At 61.9% G+C, this 18286-nt stretch carries 19 protein-coding genes; 7 read left to right on the top strand and 12 right to left on the bottom strand.

Annotation, left to right across the window (positions count from 1 at the left end; all coding sequences use genetic code 11):
* Window positions 1-166: 166 nt before the first annotated feature.
* The gene (gene phaP / locus ACSQ25_RS05035) at window positions 167-751 is read left to right on the top strand and encodes a TIGR01841 family phasin (RefSeq protein ID WP_436104613.1); all 585 of its coding nucleotides are present in this window, start codon (window positions 167-169) and stop codon (window positions 749-751) included.
* Window positions 752-998: 247 nt separating this feature from the next.
* Here phaP and ACSQ25_RS05030 read toward each other — a convergent pair whose 3' ends face one another.
* From ACSQ25_RS05030 to ltrA, 7 genes are all read right to left on the bottom strand, one after another.
* Window positions 999-1721: an ABC transporter ATP-binding protein gene (locus ACSQ25_RS05030; protein WP_436104612.1), complete on the bottom strand. Its 723-nt coding sequence runs from the start codon at window positions 1719-1721 to the stop codon at window positions 999-1001.
* The gene (locus ACSQ25_RS05025; protein ID WP_436104611.1) at window positions 1718-2488 is read right to left on the bottom strand and encodes an ABC transporter ATP-binding protein; all 771 of its coding nucleotides are present in this window, start codon (window positions 2486-2488) and stop codon (window positions 1718-1720) included. The genes ACSQ25_RS05030 and ACSQ25_RS05025 overlap by 4 nt, the downstream gene beginning before the upstream one ends.
* Window positions 2485-3696, bottom strand: coding sequence for an ABC transporter permease subunit (locus ACSQ25_RS05020; RefSeq protein ID WP_436104610.1), 1212 nt, complete (start codon window positions 3694-3696; stop codon window positions 2485-2487). The genes ACSQ25_RS05025 and ACSQ25_RS05020 overlap by 4 nt, the downstream gene beginning before the upstream one ends.
* A gap of 19 nt (window positions 3697-3715) precedes the next feature.
* A complete protein-coding gene (locus ACSQ25_RS05015) occupies window positions 3716-4645 on the bottom strand; it encodes a branched-chain amino acid ABC transporter permease (RefSeq protein ID WP_436104609.1) in 930 nt (309 codons plus the stop codon).
* A 177-nt stretch (window positions 4646-4822) separates the two neighbouring features.
* Window positions 4823-5764, bottom strand: a complete 942-nt coding sequence (ispH, locus tag ACSQ25_RS05010) for a 4-hydroxy-3-methylbut-2-enyl diphosphate reductase (protein ID WP_436104608.1) — start codon at window positions 5762-5764, stop codon at window positions 4823-4825.
* Between the two features lie 14 nt (window positions 5765-5778).
* Entirely contained in the window at window positions 5779-6228 is a 450-nt protein-coding gene (locus ACSQ25_RS05005) for an FKBP-type peptidyl-prolyl cis-trans isomerase (RefSeq protein WP_436104607.1), read from the bottom strand.
* 125 nt (window positions 6229-6353) lie between these two features.
* Complete coding sequence (gene ltrA / locus ACSQ25_RS05000) at window positions 6354-8054, bottom strand: group II intron reverse transcriptase/maturase (protein WP_436104606.1); 1701 nt, start codon at window positions 8052-8054, stop codon at window positions 6354-6356.
* A gap of 1186 nt (window positions 8055-9240) precedes the next feature.
* On the opposite strand from ltrA, the gene radC reads away from it, so the two are divergent.
* From radC to ACSQ25_RS04980, 4 genes are all read left to right on the top strand, one after another.
* Window positions 9241-9912, top strand: a complete 672-nt coding sequence (radC, locus tag ACSQ25_RS04995) for a RadC family protein (protein WP_436104605.1) — start codon at window positions 9241-9243, stop codon at window positions 9910-9912.
* A gap of 173 nt (window positions 9913-10085) precedes the next feature.
* On the top strand, window positions 10086-10322 hold the full coding sequence (gene rpmB, locus ACSQ25_RS04990; RefSeq protein ID WP_026354825.1) for a 50S ribosomal protein L28: 237 nt from the start codon (window positions 10086-10088) through the stop codon (window positions 10320-10322).
* Between the two features lie 13 nt (window positions 10323-10335).
* Entirely contained in the window at window positions 10336-10503 is a 168-nt protein-coding gene (gene rpmG / locus ACSQ25_RS04985; RefSeq protein ID WP_005665735.1) for a 50S ribosomal protein L33, read from the top strand.
* Window positions 10504-10652: 149 nt separating this feature from the next.
* On the top strand, window positions 10653-11393 hold the full coding sequence (locus ACSQ25_RS04980) for a hypothetical protein (RefSeq protein WP_436104604.1): 741 nt from the start codon (window positions 10653-10655) through the stop codon (window positions 11391-11393).
* 56 nt (window positions 11394-11449) lie between these two features.
* On the opposite strand, the gene ACSQ25_RS04975 is transcribed toward ACSQ25_RS04980, so the two are convergent.
* From ACSQ25_RS04975 to ACSQ25_RS04955, 5 genes are all read right to left on the bottom strand, one after another.
* Window positions 11450-12664 (bottom strand): DesA family fatty acid desaturase, encoded by a 1215-nt coding sequence (locus ACSQ25_RS04975; protein WP_436104603.1) that lies wholly within the window; start codon window positions 12662-12664, stop codon window positions 11450-11452.
* Between the two features lie 105 nt (window positions 12665-12769).
* Window positions 12770-14089 carry a mechanosensitive ion channel family protein gene (locus ACSQ25_RS04970; RefSeq protein WP_436104602.1) on the bottom strand — a complete coding sequence of 440 codons (1320 nt, stop codon included), beginning with the start codon at window positions 14087-14089 and terminating at the stop codon, window positions 12770-12772.
* 9 nt (window positions 14090-14098) lie between these two features.
* The gene (locus tag ACSQ25_RS04965; RefSeq protein WP_436104601.1) at window positions 14099-15412 is read right to left on the bottom strand and encodes an RsmB/NOP family class I SAM-dependent RNA methyltransferase; all 1314 of its coding nucleotides are present in this window, start codon (window positions 15410-15412) and stop codon (window positions 14099-14101) included.
* A gap of 13 nt (window positions 15413-15425) precedes the next feature.
* On the bottom strand, window positions 15426-16055 hold the full coding sequence (purN, locus tag ACSQ25_RS04960) for a phosphoribosylglycinamide formyltransferase (RefSeq protein ID WP_436104600.1): 630 nt from the start codon (window positions 16053-16055) through the stop codon (window positions 15426-15428).
* A 71-nt stretch (window positions 16056-16126) separates the two neighbouring features.
* Window positions 16127-16534, bottom strand: a complete 408-nt coding sequence (locus ACSQ25_RS04955; protein WP_436104599.1) for a barstar family protein — start codon at window positions 16532-16534, stop codon at window positions 16127-16129.
* Between the two features lie 346 nt (window positions 16535-16880).
* Here ACSQ25_RS04955 and ACSQ25_RS04950 point away from each other — a divergent pair, with 346 nt between their 5' ends.
* Window positions 16881-17390, top strand: coding sequence for a glycine zipper 2TM domain-containing protein (locus tag ACSQ25_RS04950; RefSeq protein WP_436104598.1), 510 nt, complete (start codon window positions 16881-16883; stop codon window positions 17388-17390).
* 95 nt (window positions 17391-17485) lie between these two features.
* Window positions 17486-18268, top strand: coding sequence for a spermidine synthase (locus tag ACSQ25_RS04945; protein WP_436104597.1), 783 nt, complete (start codon window positions 17486-17488; stop codon window positions 18266-18268).
* Window positions 18269-18286: the final 18 nt, after the last annotated feature.

Raw genomic sequence — 18286 nt, 5'->3', positions numbered from 1 at the left:
ATGGTGCGTTGCATCAAATTCGCTTGACTCCCCCGAAAACATGGTTGAAAATCGGGTCTGTTGCGGTGCACAAAAAAGAGTTTCGTCGAAACTACGCGAATAAAACCTGCCTCACCGGTCCAAGCAACATTTCATCCACTGAACTTATTGAAATTTGGAGATCCACATGTTTGCAATCCCTGAGCAGTTCTCGAATGCTACCAAAGCCAACCTGGAGTCGCAGTTCGCGCTGATGTCCTCGCTGACTGCCAAGACCTTCGAAAGCATGGAGAAACTGGTCGAGCTGAACATCAGCACTGCCCGCAGCACCCTGGAAGAGTCGTCCAACGTCACCCGCCAGCTGCTGAGCGCCAAGGATCCACAAGAATTCTTCTCGCTGACCGCTTCGCAAGCCCAGCCGACCGCTGAAAAAGCCCTGTCGTACAACCGCCAGCTGGCCGCCATCGCCACCGGCACCGGCGCCGAGTTCTCGAAGGCCGCCGAAAGCCAGATCGTCGAAACCAACCGCAAGGTCATCGCCCTGGTCGACGAAGTGAGCAAGAACGCCCCGGCCGGTTCGGAAACCTTCGTTGCCGCCGTCAAGACCGTGATCAGCAACGCCAACGCCGGCTACGAGCAGTTCAGCAAGACCAGCAAGCAGGCTGCCGAAGCGATCGAAAACAACGTCAACGCCGCGGTGAGCCAATTTTCGGCTACTGCTCGCAAGGCTACCGCTACTGCGGCTGCTGCGACCCAGACGGCTGCCGCCTAAGCTGCGCCTGGTTCAAATAAGAAAGCCGGGACGGTGACGTCCCGGCTTTTTGTTTTTGCATGCAAGCTTTGGCGTCTCCAATCCCGTTAGCAGAAAGACCGTCATTCCCGCGTAGGCGGGAATCCAAGTTTGCTAGCACGTCGCTAACTTGAAACTGTAAGTGGAACGCGGCGAAATTGGGTCCCGGCCTTCGCCGGGACGACGGTTTTGAGGTTAACGTGCTAACTGCGTTAGCGGAGCTCCGGCATCACTCCCCCAGATACGCCGCCTGCACCCGCGGATCGTTGAGCATGTCCGCCGCATTCCCGCTCATGGTCAGGCTACCCGACTCCATCACATAGCCCCGGTGCGCCGCCTGCAGCGCCAGCCTGGCGTTCTGCTCCACCAGCAGGATCGTGATCCCCTGCCGCGAGACCTCGCGGATCACCTCGAAGATCTTCTCCACCATGATAGGCGCCAGGCCCATCGACGGCTCGTCGAGCAGCAGCAGGGTCGGGTGGCACATCAGCGCGCGCGCCATGGCCAGCATCTGCTGCTCCCCGCCCGACAGGGTGCCCGCCAGCTGGCTCGATCTCTCCTTCAGGCGCGGGAACACGGCATACCACTTCTCGATGTCCTGGGCGATCGCCGCCTTGTCATTGCGCGTGTAGGCGCCCATCAAGAGGTTCTCGTGGATGGTCATGCGGGTGAACACGCCCCGCCCTTCCGGCACCATGGCCAGCTTGCGCTGCACCATGCGGAAGGATGGCGTGCCGCGCAGCGGCTGGCCGAGGTAGCTGATCTCGCCCTCGACCCTGCAGGGCGGGAGGGTGCCGGTGATGGCTTTCAGCGTGGTGGTCTTGCCGGCGCCGTTGGCGCCGATCAGGGTCACCAGCTCGCCCTTGTTCACCTCCAGGTCCAGGCCCTTCACGGCCTTGATGCCGCCGTAGGCGACCTTCAGGCCCGAGATTTTCAGGATGTTGTCGCTCATTGCTGCGCTCCGCCGAGATAGGCCTTGATGACGGCCTCGTTCTTCTGGATCTCGGCCGGCAGACCTTCCGCGATCTGCTTGCCGTACTCGAGCACCGTGATGCGGTCGCACAGGCCCATCATCAGCTTGACGTCGTGCTCGATCAGCAGCACGGTCTTGCCTTCGTTCTTGATCTTCACCAGCAGCTCGCGCAGGGCCAGCTTCTCGGTGGCGTTCATGCCGGCCGCCGGTTCGTCCAGCGCCAGCAGCTGCGGGTCGGTCGCCAGCGCGCGCGCGATCTCGAGGCGGCGCTGGTCGCCATAGGACAGGTATTTCGCGGTGCGATGGGCAAACTGGCCGATGCCGACGAAATCCAGCAGTTCCTGCGCGCGCCGGCGGATCGCCGCTTCTTCCTCGCGCGCCGCCTTGTGGCGGAAGATGGCGCCGAACACGCCCTGGCGGGTGCGCACGTGGCGGCCCACCATCACGTTCTCGAGCGCGCTCATCTCGCCGAACAGGCGAATGTTCTGGAAGGTGCGCGCGATGCCGGCTTTCGCCACTTCGTGCGGTGCCGAAGGCGAGTATGGCTTGCCGGCCAGTTCGAAGCTCCCGCTGTCCGGCTGGTACAGGCCGGTGATCACGTTGAAGAAGGTGGTCTTGCCGGCGCCGTTCGGGCCGATCAGGCCGACGATCTGGCCGCGCTCGATGCGGATGCCGACCTCGGTCAGCGCCTGCAGGCCGCCGAAGCGCTTGTTGACGCCGGCGATGTTCAAGATGATCTCGCTCATGCCTTGGCCTCCTCTTCTTCCTCGCGTGCCAGTGCGGCGTTCGGGCGGTCTTCCTTGTTCGGCGACGGCCACAGCCCGGCCGGACGCACCAGCATGATCAGCACCAGCGCCAGGCCGTACAGCAGCTGGCGCAGCACCTCGGCCTCGATCACGACGGTGCCGAACAGCGCCTGCTGCGCCGGCTCCACCACGTGGCGCAGCACTTCCGGCAGCGCCGCCAGCAGCACGCCGCCCAGCACCACGCCGGGGATGTGGCCGATCCCGCCCAGCACCACCATCGCCAGCACGGCGATCGATTCGGTCAGCGAGAAGGACTCGGGCGACACGAAGCCCTGGAAGGCGCCGAACATCGCGCCGGCCACGCCCCCAAAAGAAGCACCCATCGCGAAGGCCAGCAGCTTGACGTTGCGGGTATTGATGCCCATGGCCTTGGCCGCGATCTCGTCCTCGCGGATCGCCACCCAGGCGCGGCCCAGGCGCGAATGCTGCAGGCGGCTGGTGACGAAGATGGTCGCGATGGTGAGGAACAGGAACAGGAAGTAATAGGCGTTCACCGAGGGCATCGAGAAGCCGGCGACCTGCACCGTCGCCTGCGAGCCTGCTTCGCCCGCCAGCGACACCCCGAACACCCGGATCGGGTCGATCATGTTGATCCCCTGCGGCCCGTTGGTGAAGTTGATCGGGTCGTTCAGGTTGTTCATGAAGATGCGGATGATCTCGCCGAAGCCGAGGGTCACGATGGCGAGGTAGTCGCCGCGCAGCTTCAGGGTCGGGGCGCCCAGCAGCGCGCCGAACAGGGCCGCCACCAGCGCCGCCAGCGGCACGACTGCCCATACCGACAGGTGGATGCCGTTCTGCTGGATCTCCGGGCCGAAGAAGGCCACCAGCGCTTCGCCCAGCGCGGGCGAATAATAGATGACGGATTCCAGCAGCGCCGCGAACTGCGGCGAGGAGAACAGGCCGACGAGATACGCGCCCACCGCGAAGAAGGCGATGTAGCCCAGGTCGAGCAGGCCGGCGAAGCCGACCACGATGTTCAGGCCCAGGGCCAGCATGATGTACAGCAGCGCGATGTCGATGATGCGCACCCAGGAATTGCCGAACTGGGAAGCGACGAAGGGGAAGACCAGCATCAGGGCCAGCACGATACCCATGCTGGCGTAGGCCTGGCGCGGCTTGTGCTGGACGTCGAAAGTCAGGAGTGCCATGGTGTCTGTCCTCCTTGGTTCAGGCGCGGTCCGCCACGCGCTCGCCCATGATGCCGGACGGGCGCAGGGTCAGCACGAGGATCAGCACGACGAAGGCGAAGATGTCCTGGTAGTGGCTGCCCAGGAAGCCGCCGGTCAGGTCGCCGATGTAGCCGGCGCCGAGCGCTTCGATGATGCCCAGCAGGATGCCGCCGATCATGGCGCCGTAGATGTTGCCGATCCCGCCCAGCACGGCGGCGCAGAAGGCCTTCAGGCCCGGCAGCACGCCCATGGTGAAGGTGATCGAGGCGTAGTTGGCGCCCCACATCACACCGGCCACCGCGGCCAGCGCGGCGCCGATGGCGAAGGTGGCGACGATCACGCGGTTCGAATCCACCCCCATCAGGCCGGCCACGCGCGGATTCTCGGCCACGGCGCGCATGGCGCGGCCCATGCGGGTGCGCTCGACCAGCAGCACCAGGGCGACCATGGCAAGCGCCGCCAGCACCAGCAGCAGGATCTGGGTGTGCGAGATCAGGGCGCCGCCGATCGACACCGGCTCGGGCGAGAGCAGCTGCGGGAAAGGCAGCGGGCTGCGGCCCCAGATCATCATGGCGAAGGTCTGCAGCAGGATCGACACGCCGATCGCCGTGATCAGGGGCGCCAGGCGCGGCGCATTGCGCAGGCGGCGGTAGGCGACGCGCTCGATCAGGATGTTGACCAGGATCGCCACCGGAATGGCGCCGATGATGGCGGCCGCCAGCTGCAGATAGCCCGGCAGGCCGGGTGCATAGGCCTCGAGCAGCTTGAGGATGCTCAGGCCGATCATGGCGCCGATCATCAGCACGTCGCCATGGGCGAAGTTGATCAGGTTGAGCACCCCGTACACCATCGTGTAGCCGAGGGCGACCAGGGCATACATGCTGCCCAGCACCAGGCCGTTGAGGATTTGTTGAATGAAGGTTTCCATTGTGCGTCCGCGCTTTCGTGACGGGCCAAGAAAAACGGCACTCCGGGTATCCCCGCAGTGCCGTCCCTGGCCTGGCGTTCATGTTCCGATTGCCGCCATCATAACTTGGCAAATGGAAAACTTACACTGGAAAACACCTCATTTCGGCAAATTTGCTCCGATGTAAAGACGCCTTATTCAGGCGGCCTTGGCCCCGTCCAGCCCCTTCGGCAGCGGGAACACCACATTCTCTTCGACACCCTCGAGGGCGCGCACGCTGGCCGCGCCCAGTTCCTTGAGGCGGTCGATCACGGCCTGCACCAGCACTTCCGGGGCCGAGGCGCCGGCCGTCACGCCGATGCGCTTCTTGCCGGCGATCCATTGCGGGTCGATTGCATCGGCCCTGTCGACCATGTAGGCCGGGGTGCCCATCTTGTCCGCCACTTCGCGCAGGCGGTTCGAGTTCGAGCTGTTCGGGCTGCCGACCACTACCACGACTTCCACCTGGGGCGCGAGGAACTTGACGGCTTCCTGGCGGTTGGTGGTGGCGTAGCAGATGTCGCCCTTCTTCGGCTCGATGATGTTCGGGAAGCGCAGCTTCAGTGCGGCGATGATGTCGGCGGTATCGTCCACCGACAGCGTGGTCTGCGACACGTAGGCCAGCTGGTCCGGGTTGTTGACCTGCAGCGTGGCGACGTCGTCCACGGTCTCGACCAGGTGCATGCCCTCGTCGGCCTGGCCCATCGTGCCTTCGACTTCCGGGTGGCCGTCGTGGCCGATCATGATGATCTCGCAGCCCTGCTTGCGCATCTTGGCCACTTCCACGTGGACCTTGGTCACCAGCGGACAGGTGGCGTCGAAGATGGTCAGGCCGCGCGCCTCGGCATCGGCACGGACGGCCTTCGAGACGCCGTGCGCCGAGAACACCAGGGTGTTGCCGGCCGGGACGTCTTCGAGATTTTCGATGAAGATCGCGCCCTTGTTGCGCAGGTCTTCGACCACATAGGCGTTGTGCACGATTTCATGGCGCACATAGATCGGGGCGCCGAACTGGCGCAGGGCGCGCTCGACGATCTCAATGGCGCGGTCGACGCCGGCGCAGAAGCCGCGCGGCTGGGCAAGCAGAATTTCGTTGTCCATGAAGGTTTCCTGTTTTACAGAACCGAAATCAGTTTCACTTCGAATTGCAGGGCCTGGCCGGCCAGCGGGTGGTTGAAATCGAACAGCGCGCTGGACTCGCGCATTTCCAGCAGCACGCCGGCGAAGCGGCCGCCCTTGGGCGCGTTGAACTCGATCAGCTCGCCCACCTTGTAGTCGGCGTCCGGCACCGAGTTCTCTTGCAGCGTTGCCTTCGACACCGCCTGGATCAGCTCCGGGTTGCGTTCGCCGAAAGCGTCAAGCGCGCTGAGCTGGAAAGTCTGGTGCGCGCCTTCCGGCAGGCCGATCAGGCGCGACTCGAGGAAAGGTGCCAGCTGGCCCTGGCCCAGCAGCAAGGTGGCCGGGGTGCCGCTGAAGGTAGTGATGAGATCAGTACCGTCGGCGGTGGCAAGCCGATAATGCAGGGTCAGGTAGGACGATTCGTTGACGACTGGTGCGTTGGACATGTTCTTTGTGATGACAGGCAGGCCTGTTGCAGGGAGGGTAGGAAGGGTCTGTTACCAGAACCCCTCCCCCCTAAGAACCGTGCATGCGACTTTCACCGCACACGGCTCAAGCATAATAAAAGTTCCTATACAGGAACCGGTTTAACAACTTGCAAATTTTGGCTATGCACTCGGGCATGGCAATTGGGGTGCAATAATACGCGATTTCGAAGGGCCTCGGAGCCTCCCGCCACACGGTACTCAATGTGGTGGTCGTGCCATCCAGTTTCCATGTTCATTTCGTATCCACACAGCGCGCACGTGCCGCGTTGGTTCATGTACAACGTCGCCAACTCCTTCCGGTAGCCAATGTTTTTCAACATTCGCTCCTGCCGAAGGGCTTCGCCGTACTCTTCCCATTGCGGATCGTAGGGATTGAATTCCCCCTTGATCTTTCTGTGGCGCTCGATGGGAGTACCCGCAAGCGAGTACAGTTCCATCACCTTCTTGCTACCATCCTTCGCGACAACGTCCGCAGCAAACACCCAGTTTCGTCCTCCGACTGACCGCCAATACTTCTGGCGAATCCATCCGGCGTTCTTGCTGGGGTGCCTTCGCTTGGCCCACCGCATAAGCCGCCATAGCAACAGCGACTCCATGCGCGAGAGTGCCTCCTTGGCCACGACGGGACTGTGATACTGCGCCCAGCCCCGTAGCATCGGATTCAGCAGTCGGATCAGGTCCTCCTGCTTCACCATCAGACGCTCCCCGATGACCTTCCTGAGCTTTTCATAGAACGCGTCCACGTTCTTCTTACTAGGCTTGATGAGCAGTCTCCCCTCGTACTTCCGGAAATTCCACCCAAGGAAGTCAAAACCTTGGTCGATGTGCACGATCTTGGTCTTGGCCTGAGACAGCCGCAATCCTCGTGCTGCCAGGAACGCTTCTATCCATGGCCGGATTTCGATGTCGAGCAGTTCTTGCGAAGCACCCGACACTACGAAATCGTCCGCGTATCGTATGACACCAACTTTCAGCTTCTCGACCTTTGACTTACCAACCTGCGTACCGAGGTACGCGGTTAGTTCCGTTTCCAGTCCGTTTAGCGTCCAATTTGCCAAGGCAGGGCTGATGATGCCACCCTGCGGCGTCCCTGCTGTGGTTGCCAGCAACTGCGCCCGGTCGACTACTCCGGACTTAAGCCACTTCCGGAGGATCGTCTTATCCATGCGGACGTTGTCGATCAGCCAGTTGTGGTTGATGTTGTCGAAGAAACCCTCGATGTCCGCATCCAGTATCCATTGCGCCGAGGCCTTCCGACACGTCTGGAGAAAGATCTGTGACATCGCGTCTGCCGTTGAGCGGTTTTTCCTGAACCCGTACGAGTTCGGGTCGCTCGTCGTTTCAAGGACGGGATCTAGCGCCAGCAGGTGTAATGCCTGCATTGCTCGATCTTTCATGGTCGGGATGCCTAGAGGGCGTTCCTTCCCATTGGCCTTGGGTATGTAGACCCTCCGAAGTGGTAGGGGCCGATACCGACGCTTCTCCAACTGCGCAATCGCCGCAAACTTCTGCAGCGGCGTGTCCCATAACTGCCGGTCCACACCCGCGGTACGCTTGCCTTGATTCTCCGTCACCCGTTTAACTGCTAGCGCTTTCGCGCTAAACGAGCGGGTCAGCCACCGTTGCAGGGATTTCACCCGGCGCCAGTTGCCTTCCTGTGTTGCCTTCGTTAGACGAATCTGCATGACTCTCACGTTTTTCTGAACGCGCCGCCAATCAATGGCGGCCCACTCTGTAGGGACGTGCGAGGACGCAGAACCGAAACTATTTTCGATTACTTTCATTGCGGAACCTCGTCGTAGTGATGCCCGCCGAGGACGCACTTCTCCCCCGAAGGGAAGAAATGCATCCCTTCGGGGCTGATAAGCTACTTGTCTATGTAGTCGCTGAACGACTATTGCACCAGATGGAAGTCTGCTCGCTTTCACGACAGGACAAATTTCGAATCCCTATCCAACCCATTACAGGTTGGCATTCGCTTTTTCCATCCTCCCATACCCGCTCCGCCATGGGCTTCCCTTGCGGGTTGCTTGCCTACCCCGGTACTCTGGGGCAGGCGGCGGGTCGGGCTTACCACGTTCCCTGCGAAACCAGCACGGCCTGATTGCGCCGCACATGACTGTTTAGGGTCTGACTCTCCCCCGGTGGTCCAATGACGACGTGTCCCCAGTTTGCACAGAGACATCCGACCACGTACCTTTTGGTTCAGGCCGCCAGCAGATTGGGCCTGTTAATAGTCACGAGGGTTCACCCGTCAGTTCACTTTATGTTACCCATGCAGCCTCACCTAGCCCCTCAACCGCCTTTCTGCTGGCAGTCTCCGCGCATCCATTCACATGGGGAGCACGCTGCTTGCGCAGGGGTACATTGTCGTCGAAGCTTCACACCCCTCCGTTGCCAGAGACGCATGTCCGACTAGGTGACAAGTGGTCGTACACTTGGTCACAGCCCCATATCCTCCTAAGGAAGACATGGGGTGTGACAAGGTATCGCAGAGCTTGCACGATCTTGCTGAGCTACCTTGTTTCAATTTGACCGTAGATGGTCATTTCTTACCCCTGCTGATCCGAGGCTCGTTGTTTAAGTTCGTTTTAGAAAATTTTCTTGAACTGTGGCAACTGGACAACACTTCTTTCGCTTTTGAGCGAAAGCACGGGCCGCAACGATATCTAAATCACAATCAATGACGTGATTTCGACGTGTTTGGACCTGATGTTGTTGCAGTAAGATTTTCTGATTTTCACCCTGAATTGCGGACGCAACTAGGGAGCCCACGGCATTTAGGTGTCAGTCCTGAGTGATTTAAGTAATTAAATCAAGGACTTGCCGAGTGACTTGCAAGGTAGGTACAGCTTCTAATGCTTGCCGTAGAACGGCGATCGCGACTACGTGTCGCACGCAAACCGCTATTGTAAGCCACGCCCGACTCTCGCGCCGTGGCGTGCCCTTATTTATGGCAAGGATCAGACAATGAGAATCACTGAATGGCCGGAAGAGCAACGCCCGCGCGAGCGGCTGCTGCGCGGCGGCGCCGGCGTGCTGTCGGACACCGAACTGCTGGCGATCTTCCTGCGCGTGGGCGTCGCGGGCAAGAGCGCGGTGGCGCTGGCGCGCGACATGCTCGACCATTTCGGCTCGCTGCACCGGCTGCTGCACGCCAGTTCGAGCGAATTCGGCGCCCTGCACGGGCTCGGCCCGGCCAAGTATGCCCAGCTGCAGGCGGCAATCGAACTGACGCGGCGCGCCGTGGCCGAGGAGTTCGAACGCGAGGGCATGTGCTCGCCCGAGGCGGTGCGCGCCTGGCTGCGCCACCAGTTCGCGTTGCAGGCGCACGAATCCTTCGTCGTGCTCTTCCTCGACGTCAAGAACCGCCTGATCACATTTAGAGAAATGTTTAAGGGAACACTGACGCACACCAGCGTCTATCCGCGTGAAGTCGTCAAGGCTGCCTTGCAATGCAATGCCGCGGCCCTGATCCTGGCACACAACCACCCCTCCGGCGTGGCCGATCCGAGCGAGGCCGACCTGCGCCTGACGGTGGCCCTGGTGCAGGCCCTGGCCCTGGTCGACATCCGCGTGCTCGACCATTTCGTGGTCGCCGGGACACAGGTGCACTCCTTCGCCGAACACGGCCAGCTGTAAGGACGAAAGACGGAATATCAGCGTGAAAACAGGGAGTTACTTCACTCAACTGGAATTGTTAAATAAGTGCACTGGAGTAAGACACAATTGTTTTTCGCAAGTGATTGATTTGTCGTGGGTTTCCACGCTATACTCTCGTTTTTCCAAATTTGGATATTCTTAAGGAGTGCACTATGGCACGTGTCTGCCAAGTTACCGGCAAGGGAGTGATGGTTGGCAACAACGTCTCCCACGCTAACAACAAAACCAAGCGTCGTTTCCTGCCGAACCTGCAGAACCGCCGCATCTTCGTGGAATCGGAAAACCGCTGGGTCTCCCTGCGTCTGTCCAACGCCGGTCTGCGTGTGATCGACAAGCTCGGCATCGACGCCGTGCTGGCCGACATGCGTGCCCGTGGCGAAAAAGTTTAATTAGGGAGCTATCATGGCAAAAACTGGCCGCGACAAAATCAAGCTGGAATCGACCGCAGGTACCGGTCACTTCTACACCACCACCAAGAACAAGCGCACCATGCCGGCGAAGATGGAAATCACCAAATTCGACCCGAAGGCACGCAAGCACGTGATCTACAAGGAAACCAAGATCAAGTAATCGATCTTGTTTCTGCGAAAAAGCCGCCCGTTTCGACTGGCGGCTTTTTTATTGCAGCTTGACTCCGCTCAGCGGCGCGGAAATGCATATATTGCCATTTCCGCTGGGGCGTGAAAGCATAGGGCGTTGTCGACTTCACCACGAGCGGCATGCTCTCTCTGCTGAAATTTTCCGTGTTGTCCCTGGCCGCCTGCCTGCTGTGCGGCTCGCCGGTGCACGCCCAGCCGCCCTCCCCCGAGGGCTTGCCGACGGTGGAAGTCAAGGCTGCCCGCACCCGCCTGCTGCCCTACAAGGAATGGTTCTACCCGATGGCCAAGGCGGTCCAGCAGAGCCTGGCCGGAAGGGCTGCACTGGCGGTCCAGCTGCGGCCGGCCAGGGCCGGCGTCCGCACCGACGACCTGTCCCTGTGGCTCGAAGGGGGCGGCGAATCGCTGCCGGTGCGTGCGGGCGAACACGGCCTGTACATCGTCCCGGTCGCCGACCGCATTGCGCAGCAGGACGGCAGCTTTTCGATCAACAAGAATCCCGCCGACCTGCGCGCCAACCTGGTGCTGATCCCCACCCTGGCGCCGGATGCCTGGACGGTGGGCGAAATGCGGCGCCTGCTGCGCGACGTGCATGCGACCATCGATCCGCTGGTGCCATGGCACCATCGCCTCCTGAACCGGGTCTCGATGCGCAAGCTGGGCGTGTCCGTCTGCAGCCTGTCGCCGAACGCCTACGTCGAGGTCCGCGACGGCAATCGCCTGCTGGCGCGCTATCCGACCAGCGAGCCGGAGCGCAACCATGCGAACTCGCCGGTCTATTGCCACCGCTTTACGGGCAACGAAGACTTCGATCCGCGCGCGCGCCTGGTGCTGCCGGAAGATGCGCAGGTGCTGCTGATTTGAGGGGAAGTAAAAAAAACGGCTCCCGAAGGAGCCGCTTGTTATCGTCGCAGAACTGTTTATGCGTAGCTGCGCAGGCGCAGCGAGAAGTCCTGCAGCGACTTGATGCCCGAGGCTTCGGCGCGTGCGCACCAGTCCTGCAGCTGCTGCAGCAGCTGGTCGCGGGTTGCATGCGAACGCTCCCAGATGGCACCCAGTTCCACGCGCATCTGATGCATGGTTTCCAGCGCCTTGCTGTGCTGGAACAGCTCGACCAGTTGCTGCTTCTGCGACGACTCCAGCTTGGCCGGCTCGCGCTGCATCAGCTTGCGCGAGCTCTTCAGGAAGCGCGCTTCCAGCTCGGCCTTGTGCTTCAGGTGCTCGAATTCCTCGTGGAAAGCATGGCGCACCGACTTGGCATACTTGGCCATCACGTCGTAGCGGTTCGCGATCACCGACTGCAGGGTGTCGAGGTCGGCCACCATCTTGCCCTTGGCGAACTTCGGTGCCGGGGCGACCTTTTTCACCTTGGCCAGACCCAGGGTTTCCAGGATGCGGATATAGCCCCAGCCCAGGTCGAACTCGTACCACTTGCTCGACAGCTTGGCCGAGGTGGCGAAGGTGTGGTGGTTGTTGTGCAGTTCCTCGCCGCCGATCAGGATGCCCAGCGGGAAGATGTTGGTGGCCGCATCGCTGCAGTCATAGTTGCGGTAGCCCCAGTAGTGGCCGATGCCGTTGATGATGCCGGCGGCGGTGATCGGGATCCACATCATCTGGACCGCCCACACCGACATACCGACGATGCCGAACAGCGCAAGGTCGATCAGGAGCATCAACACCACGCCCATGGCGCTGTGCTTGGTGTACAGCTTACGTTCGATCCAGTCGTCCGGCGTACCGTGGCCGTACTTCTCCATCGTTTCCTTGACCTTGCTCTCGGCGCGGTACAGCTCGGCACCTTCGAACAGCACCTTGCGGATGCCGCGGGTCTGCGGGCTGTGCGGATCCTCTTCGGTATCGCACTTGGCGTGGTGCTTGCGGTGGATCGACGCCCATTCCTTGGTCACCTGGCCGGTCGTCAGCCACAGCCAGAAGCGGAAAAAGTGGCTCGGGATGGCGTGCAGGTCGAGGGCGCGGTGCGCCTGGTGACGGTGCAGGTAGATCGTCACGGCGGCGATCGTGATGTGCGTCAGCACCAGCGTGGCAAAGAACACCTGCCAGCCGGTGAAATCCAGCAGGCCGGTGGACAGGAAAGTCAGCACAGCTTGCACGGGGTCGCTACTAAAGAAATTCATTCAGTCTCCATGGATATCGTCCGCCAGATAAACGTGGCAGCGCCCCACATTTTACGCGGTTCCAGTGACCCACGGCACATTTAAGTACCGTAACCCATGCATGGATCAGGAAGCGGTCGGGGTTCGCGCCACAACTGATGTTATGTGTGCATCGAGCAGGCGCGTATCCATGGACGGATGGCCAAGTTTGATCTCGCCCGAATGGACAAGTGCATAAATCTTCTTGTTCACGTCGGAGATCGGCCCGCCCTGCCCGTTTTCCGGGTCGCCCAGCCAGAAACCGACTTCCAGCTCATAACCGTCTTGCGTGAAGGCATTAAGCAGCACATTCGGCGCCGGCTCTTCCAGTACCCGCGGCACGCCGCGCGGCTGGGCTTCCAGCAGCGGCATCACCACCGACAGGTCGCTGTCGTAGGACACGGTCAGCTTGGTGACGGCGCGCACGTTGCGGTTGGTCGATGACTGGTTCAGCACCACGCCGGTAATCAGCATCTCGTTCGGCAACAGGGTCTGGGTACCGTCGGCACCGCGCAGCACCGTGTAGCGCGTGTTGATGCGCGCCACCTTGCCGGAATATTTATCGAGCGTGATCGGATCGCCGATGGTCAGGCTGCGTTCCAGCAGGATGATGAAGCCGGACACGTAATTACTCGCGATACGCTGCATGCCGAGACCGAGGCCGACGCCCAGGGCACCGCCGAATACCGACAGCACCGTCAGGTCGAGGCCCGCCTGCCTCAGGCTGAACAGCACGGCGACAAGGATCAGTACTGCCCGGCTCATGCGCGCCAGCACCACCCGGCTCGAGGTGTGCATGCGCTCGACCTTCATCAGACGCTCTTCCAGTGCCGCGCCGGCCCACAACGCCAGCATCATCAGCACCACGATCGACACGATGCCTTCGACCAGCTCGGTCAGCGACGTCCCGTCTTTGCCGACTGGCAGTTTAGTGTGATCGAAGAAGCGGATGACGTCCGGCAACGCACCGACGATGTGCAGGGCGACGACCAGCCACACGCCCAGCGCGAAGATCTTCTCGAAGGTCTGCAGCGCTTCGCCCAGTTGGCCGTGACGCGCGAATATCCGCCGCAACAGGTAAAAGAAGGTGCGGATGACTGCGAACGACGAGGACAGCGGCACCGCGATATCGAGCAGGTGCACGCTCTGGTAGTTCGCCATGACGGCACGCGTGGCCACCAGCAGGCCGAGGATCAGCAGCGGCGGCAGCACGCGGCTGAAACTGGCCATGCCCAGGCCGATCAGACCGCGGTGCTGGTTCTGGTGGCTCTGCAGCCAGGACCGGTGCATCAGCCGCGCCAGTCCCCAGCCGACTGCCACGCACAGGACAATGGCGAGCGCCTGCCACAGGATGGCAGGCTGGTGGATGTCGCCGAGCAGGTCGGCCAGCAGTTGCTGGAGCGGCATGTTCCGGCGTTAAGCTTCTTCTTCGCCGGCCTCGTCGGCCGCTTTCTCTACCTCGGCCGCCTTGGCTTTCGCCTTGCGCTGGAGCACGGCAGCGAAGAAGCCGTCGGTCTGGTGCTTGTGCGGCAGCATCTTGAGATACTGGTCCATCTCGAGCGGAATCTTCTGCTCGGCCAGCACGTCCTTCATCGGCACCAGTTCGAAGTCCGGGTGGGTCGACAGGAATTGTTCGACGATCACGTCGTTCTCTTCGTTCAGCAGGCTGCAGGTGGCGTACACCAGGCGGCCGCCGTTCTTGACCAGGCGCGCCGCACCATCCAGGATTGCGGTCTGCTTTTCCTGCATCTCGGCCACGGCTTCCGGCTTCTGGCGCCACTTGACATCCGGGTTGCGGCGCAGGGTGCCCAGGCCGCTGCATGGTGCATCGACCAGCACGCGGTCGATCTTGCCGGCCAGGCGCTTGATCTTGGCGTCGCGCTCGTGCGCGATCAGCACCGGATGCACGTTCGACAGGCCGCTGCGCGCCATGCGCGGTTTCAGCTTGGCGAGGCGCTTTTCCGAGACGTCGAAGGCATACAGGCGGCCGGTATTGCGCATGGTCGCGCCCAGCGCCAGGGTCTTGCCGCCGGCACCGGCGCAGAAGTCCACCACCATCTCGCCGCGGCGCGCGCCCACGATCTGGGCCAGCACCTGGCTGCCCTCGTCCTGGACTTCGATCGCGCCTTCCTTGAACAGCGGCAGATTCTGCAGCGCAGGCTTCTTGAACACGCGCAGGCCGAGCGGTGCGTATGGCATCGGCTCGGCAGCGATCGGCGCCTTGGCCAGTTCCGCCATCACCTCATCGCGGTTGGCCTTGATGGAATTGACGCGCAGGTCGAGCGGCGCCGGGGTGTTCAGCACCGCGGCCAGCTCGAGCGCTTCGGTTTCGCCGAACTGCGCCACGAATTTGTCGTACAGCCAGGTCGGCAGGTTGGCCTGCATCTGCGGCGGCAGCAGCTTGCGGTCGACTTCCTGGATGCGGGTGAGAAACTGCGTTTCGTCCTCGCTCAGGCCGCCGAGGGCATCGATGCCGACGGTTTCGGACAGGCCCAGCAGGGCCAGCTTGCGCATCGACGGCATGTTGCCGGCGCCGGCGAAATCGGTGAAGAAGGATTTGTTGCGCAGGACCGCATACACCGCCTCGGCGATGACGCCGCGCTCGCGGCCGCCGAAGCGTGGGTGGTCCTTGAAGTAGCGCGATAGTGTAACGTCGGCCGGCGATGTAAAGCGCAGTACCTCGCGCAATACTTCTTCCGTATTGCCGAGGATTGCTGGTGGCAATCTCATTGTGTTCCTTTGTTTAGATGCTGGTGGTTTCGGCGGGCGCTTCGTTAATGCGCACATCGCCGTTTTCAATACTGAGCCTGTCTTCGACGAACAGGCGCACCGCATACGGGTAGAGCTTGTGTTCCTCGACGAGCACGCGGGCGGACAGCGTGTCCTCGGTGTCATCCGGCAGCACCGGCACGCGCGCCTGCGCCACGACCGGGCCATGGTCGAGCTCGGCCGTCACGAAATGGACGGTCGCGCCATGTTCCTTCTCGCCGGCGTCGATGGCCTGCTGGTGCGTGCCCAGGCCCGGGAACAGCGGCAGCAGCGAAGGATGGATGTTCAGCATGCGGCCGGCGTAGTGTTCGACGAAAGGCGCAGTGAGGATGCGCATGAAGCCGGCGAGCACGACGAGGTCGGGGGCGAAGCGGTCGATCGTTTCCTGCAGCGCCGCGTCGAATTCGGCGCGGCTTGCGTATTCCTTGTTGGCGACGACTGCGGTCGGGATGCCGCGGGCGGCGGCGAATTCCAGGCCCTTCGCTTCCGGTTTGTTGCTGATGACTGCCGCGATTCTGGCCGGCCAGCCTTCGGTTTCAAGGGCGCGCACAAGCGCTTCCATGTTGCTGCCACGGCCGGAAATGAGGATCACGATATTTTTCATACCCCGCATTGTACCGTATCGCCGGCGGGCAACCGCGGCGGGCGGGGGTATGCCGGCCGTTCGAGGCGCTCTTAGGCTGGAATCGCGAAAGAGTAGAAGACGCGGAACGGGACCTTCTTCTCGGCCCAGAATTCGGCGGCGTCGCGGAACACGTCGAGCAGATTCTCGCGCGCTTCCTTGTCGAATTTTTGTGCGCTTGGCAACTGTTCCAGAACGACGAGGAAGCCCGGCTGCGGACCGGCCTCGGCGACGGTCTCGGTGAGACACTTGCGCAACGCGTCGAAGTTCTTGCTGCAGGGCTTGGGGAAATAAAAGTTTTCGCCGATGCGGGCGCACACCTGCTGCTTGGTCAAGGTATTGGCACAATGTGCATACAAGAAGTGCTGACCAAGGCGCGCAGCCTCCTGCTGCAGCTCGACGACGCGGAAGGCGCGGATCGACTGCACAAGATTGGGCGGCACTCTCATCAACAAACTCATTTTTTCCTCAAGTTGACCAGGTCGGCACTCCTATTGTCATTTCCACGCGCCAATAAGACCCTGATTTGTGTAAGGGTAACGTTTTGTGGTATTGGAAGCAACCCAAATGTGATTACAGGAATTGTATTTGTAAAAAATGGTAGGACGACATCTGTATAAATAAGGCCTCCGACCAGGCCCCTGCCATTCTGGCGCTGGAAGAAAGATGGTTGCGCTGCTGTTACATTTTGTTGCCACACAGATTCGTTGAGTCCGCCGGGATCGGATTACCATAGGAGGCATCAAAGTCCGGTCGGTTCCCTTTCCCCCACCAGACTCGTCGATCGTCCCCACTACGAGGTAGAACATGAACTTTCAAGCCAAACTGATCATCGCCGCCATGGGCATTGCCGCACTGCCGCTGGCCCAGGCCCAGGATTTCGAAGACTTCGGCCGCGTGGTGCGTGTCCAGCCGCGCGTGGAACAGATCCGCATGCCGCGCCAGGAATGCCGCACCGAGTACGTGCAGGTGCCGGTCGAGCAGCAGCGTGGGGCGGGCGGCGGCATCGTCGGGGGTATCGTCGGCGGCCTGCTCGGCAACCAGGTCGGCAGCGGTAGCGGCCGTGTCGCCGCGACGGCGGCCGGCGCCATCGCCGGCGCCATGGTCGGCGACCGCGCGGAAAACAACAACCGCCAGCAGGGCGGCGTGCAGGAACAGGCCGTGCGCCAGTGCCGTACCGTCGATGCCTACGAGTCGCGCACCGCCGGCTACGACGTCACCTATGAATTCCGCGGCCAGACCTACACCACGCTGATGAACCGCGATCCGGGCAACCGCGTGCGCCTGCGCGTCTCGGTCCAGCCGATCGATTATTAATCTCGGCGCCGGCTTCCAGCCGGCGCCACGGGATCCCGCGCTTGCGCTGCGGGAACCCCTCCCCCGATAATAGGGCGACTCAACCAGGTTGCCCTATGCTCATCAAACGTAAATCCATCGAACAGGCCGAATCCTCGCGCCGTCCCACGCGCAAGCCGAAGTTCGCCCCCGTCACCCTGTCCGAACAGGACGGCGTCCGCTACCTTCACTTCGGCACCGAATGGGTGCAGGGAGCGATGCGCATCCGCAAGCCGGACTGGCCGGAGCTGGAATACGCGCAGCAGATGATGGCCTGGATGCTGTTCATCGAATCGCCGCGCGTCATCGTGCAGCTGGGCCTTGGTGCTGCCACCTTGACCAAGTTCTGCTACCGCCAATTCCCGGAGGCGAGCGTCACCGCGGTCGAACTCAATGCCGCAGTGATCGGCATCTGCGCCTCGATGTTCAAGCTGCCGCCGGAGGACGAGCGCCTGAGCGTGCTGGAAATGGATGCGATGGATTTCGTCCACGACCCTGCCAATCACGGTGCGATCGACGTGCTGCAATGCGACCTGTACGACGCCACCGCGCGCGGGCCGGTCCTCGATACGCCGGAGTTCTACCAGGCCTGCAACGAGTGCCTGGCCGAGGGCGGCATCATGACGGTCAACCTGTTCGGCGACCATCCGAGCTACGCCAAGAACCTGAAGGCGATGAAATTCGCCTTCGAGCACGTGATCTGCCTGCCGGAAGTCCACGAAGGCAATGTGGTGGCGCTATGCTTCAAGAACCGCCCGCAGCTGGACAAGGAAGCGCTGACCGCGCGCGCGGCGCAGATCGTGGCCGGCACCAAGCTGCCGGCGAAGACCTGGGTCAAGGGCATTTTCGCCGCCGACTGAAGCAAACCCTCGGGAGCC

Origin of the sequence: Massilia sp. LjRoot122 (genome assembly GCF_964252725.1) — a bacterium.
Lineage (GTDB): Bacteria > Pseudomonadota > Gammaproteobacteria > Burkholderiales > Burkholderiaceae_D > Telluria.
This window is presented reverse-complemented; position numbering and strand designations above follow the sequence as displayed.

Excerpts from the sequence above, each read along its gene's own strand:
- phaP (WP_436104613.1), top strand. The coding sequence starts at position 167 with ATGTTTGCAATCCCTGAGCAGTTCTCGAATGCTACCAAAGCCAACCTG.
- ACSQ25_RS05030 (WP_436104612.1), bottom strand. The coding sequence starts at position 1,721 with ATGAGCGACAACATCCTGAAAATCTCGGGCCTGAAGGTCGCCTACGGC.
- ACSQ25_RS05025 (WP_436104611.1), bottom strand. The coding sequence starts at position 2,488 with ATGAGCGAGATCATCTTGAACATCGCCGGCGTCAACAAGCGCTTCGGC.
- ACSQ25_RS05020 (WP_436104610.1), bottom strand. The coding sequence starts at position 3,696 with ATGGCACTCCTGACTTTCGACGTCCAGCACAAGCCGCGCCAGGCCTAC.
- ACSQ25_RS05015 (WP_436104609.1), bottom strand. The coding sequence starts at position 4,645 with ATGGAAACCTTCATTCAACAAATCCTCAACGGCCTGGTGCTGGGCAGC.
- ispH (WP_436104608.1), bottom strand. The coding sequence starts at position 5,764 with ATGGACAACGAAATTCTGCTTGCCCAGCCGCGCGGCTTCTGCGCCGGC.
- ACSQ25_RS05005 (WP_436104607.1), bottom strand. The coding sequence starts at position 6,228 with ATGTCCAACGCACCAGTCGTCAACGAATCGTCCTACCTGACCCTGCAT.
- ltrA (WP_436104606.1), bottom strand. The coding sequence starts at position 8,054 with ATGAAAGTAATCGAAAATAGTTTCGGTTCTGCGTCCTCGCACGTCCCT.
- radC (WP_436104605.1), top strand. The coding sequence starts at position 9,241 with ATGAGAATCACTGAATGGCCGGAAGAGCAACGCCCGCGCGAGCGGCTG.
- rpmB (WP_026354825.1), top strand. The coding sequence starts at position 10,086 with ATGGCACGTGTCTGCCAAGTTACCGGCAAGGGAGTGATGGTTGGCAAC.
- rpmG (WP_005665735.1), top strand. The coding sequence starts at position 10,336 with ATGGCAAAAACTGGCCGCGACAAAATCAAGCTGGAATCGACCGCAGGT.
- ACSQ25_RS04980 (WP_436104604.1), top strand. The coding sequence starts at position 10,653 with ATGCTCTCTCTGCTGAAATTTTCCGTGTTGTCCCTGGCCGCCTGCCTG.
- ACSQ25_RS04975 (WP_436104603.1), bottom strand. The coding sequence starts at position 12,664 with ATGAATTTCTTTAGTAGCGACCCCGTGCAAGCTGTGCTGACTTTCCTG.
- ACSQ25_RS04970 (WP_436104602.1), bottom strand. The coding sequence starts at position 14,089 with ATGCCGCTCCAGCAACTGCTGGCCGACCTGCTCGGCGACATCCACCAG.
- ACSQ25_RS04965 (WP_436104601.1), bottom strand. The coding sequence starts at position 15,412 with ATGAGATTGCCACCAGCAATCCTCGGCAATACGGAAGAAGTATTGCGC.
- purN (WP_436104600.1), bottom strand. The coding sequence starts at position 16,055 with ATGAAAAATATCGTGATCCTCATTTCCGGCCGTGGCAGCAACATGGAA.
- ACSQ25_RS04955 (WP_436104599.1), bottom strand. The coding sequence starts at position 16,534 with ATGAGTTTGTTGATGAGAGTGCCGCCCAATCTTGTGCAGTCGATCCGC.
- ACSQ25_RS04950 (WP_436104598.1), top strand. The coding sequence starts at position 16,881 with ATGAACTTTCAAGCCAAACTGATCATCGCCGCCATGGGCATTGCCGCA.
- ACSQ25_RS04945 (WP_436104597.1), top strand. The coding sequence starts at position 17,486 with ATGCTCATCAAACGTAAATCCATCGAACAGGCCGAATCCTCGCGCCGT.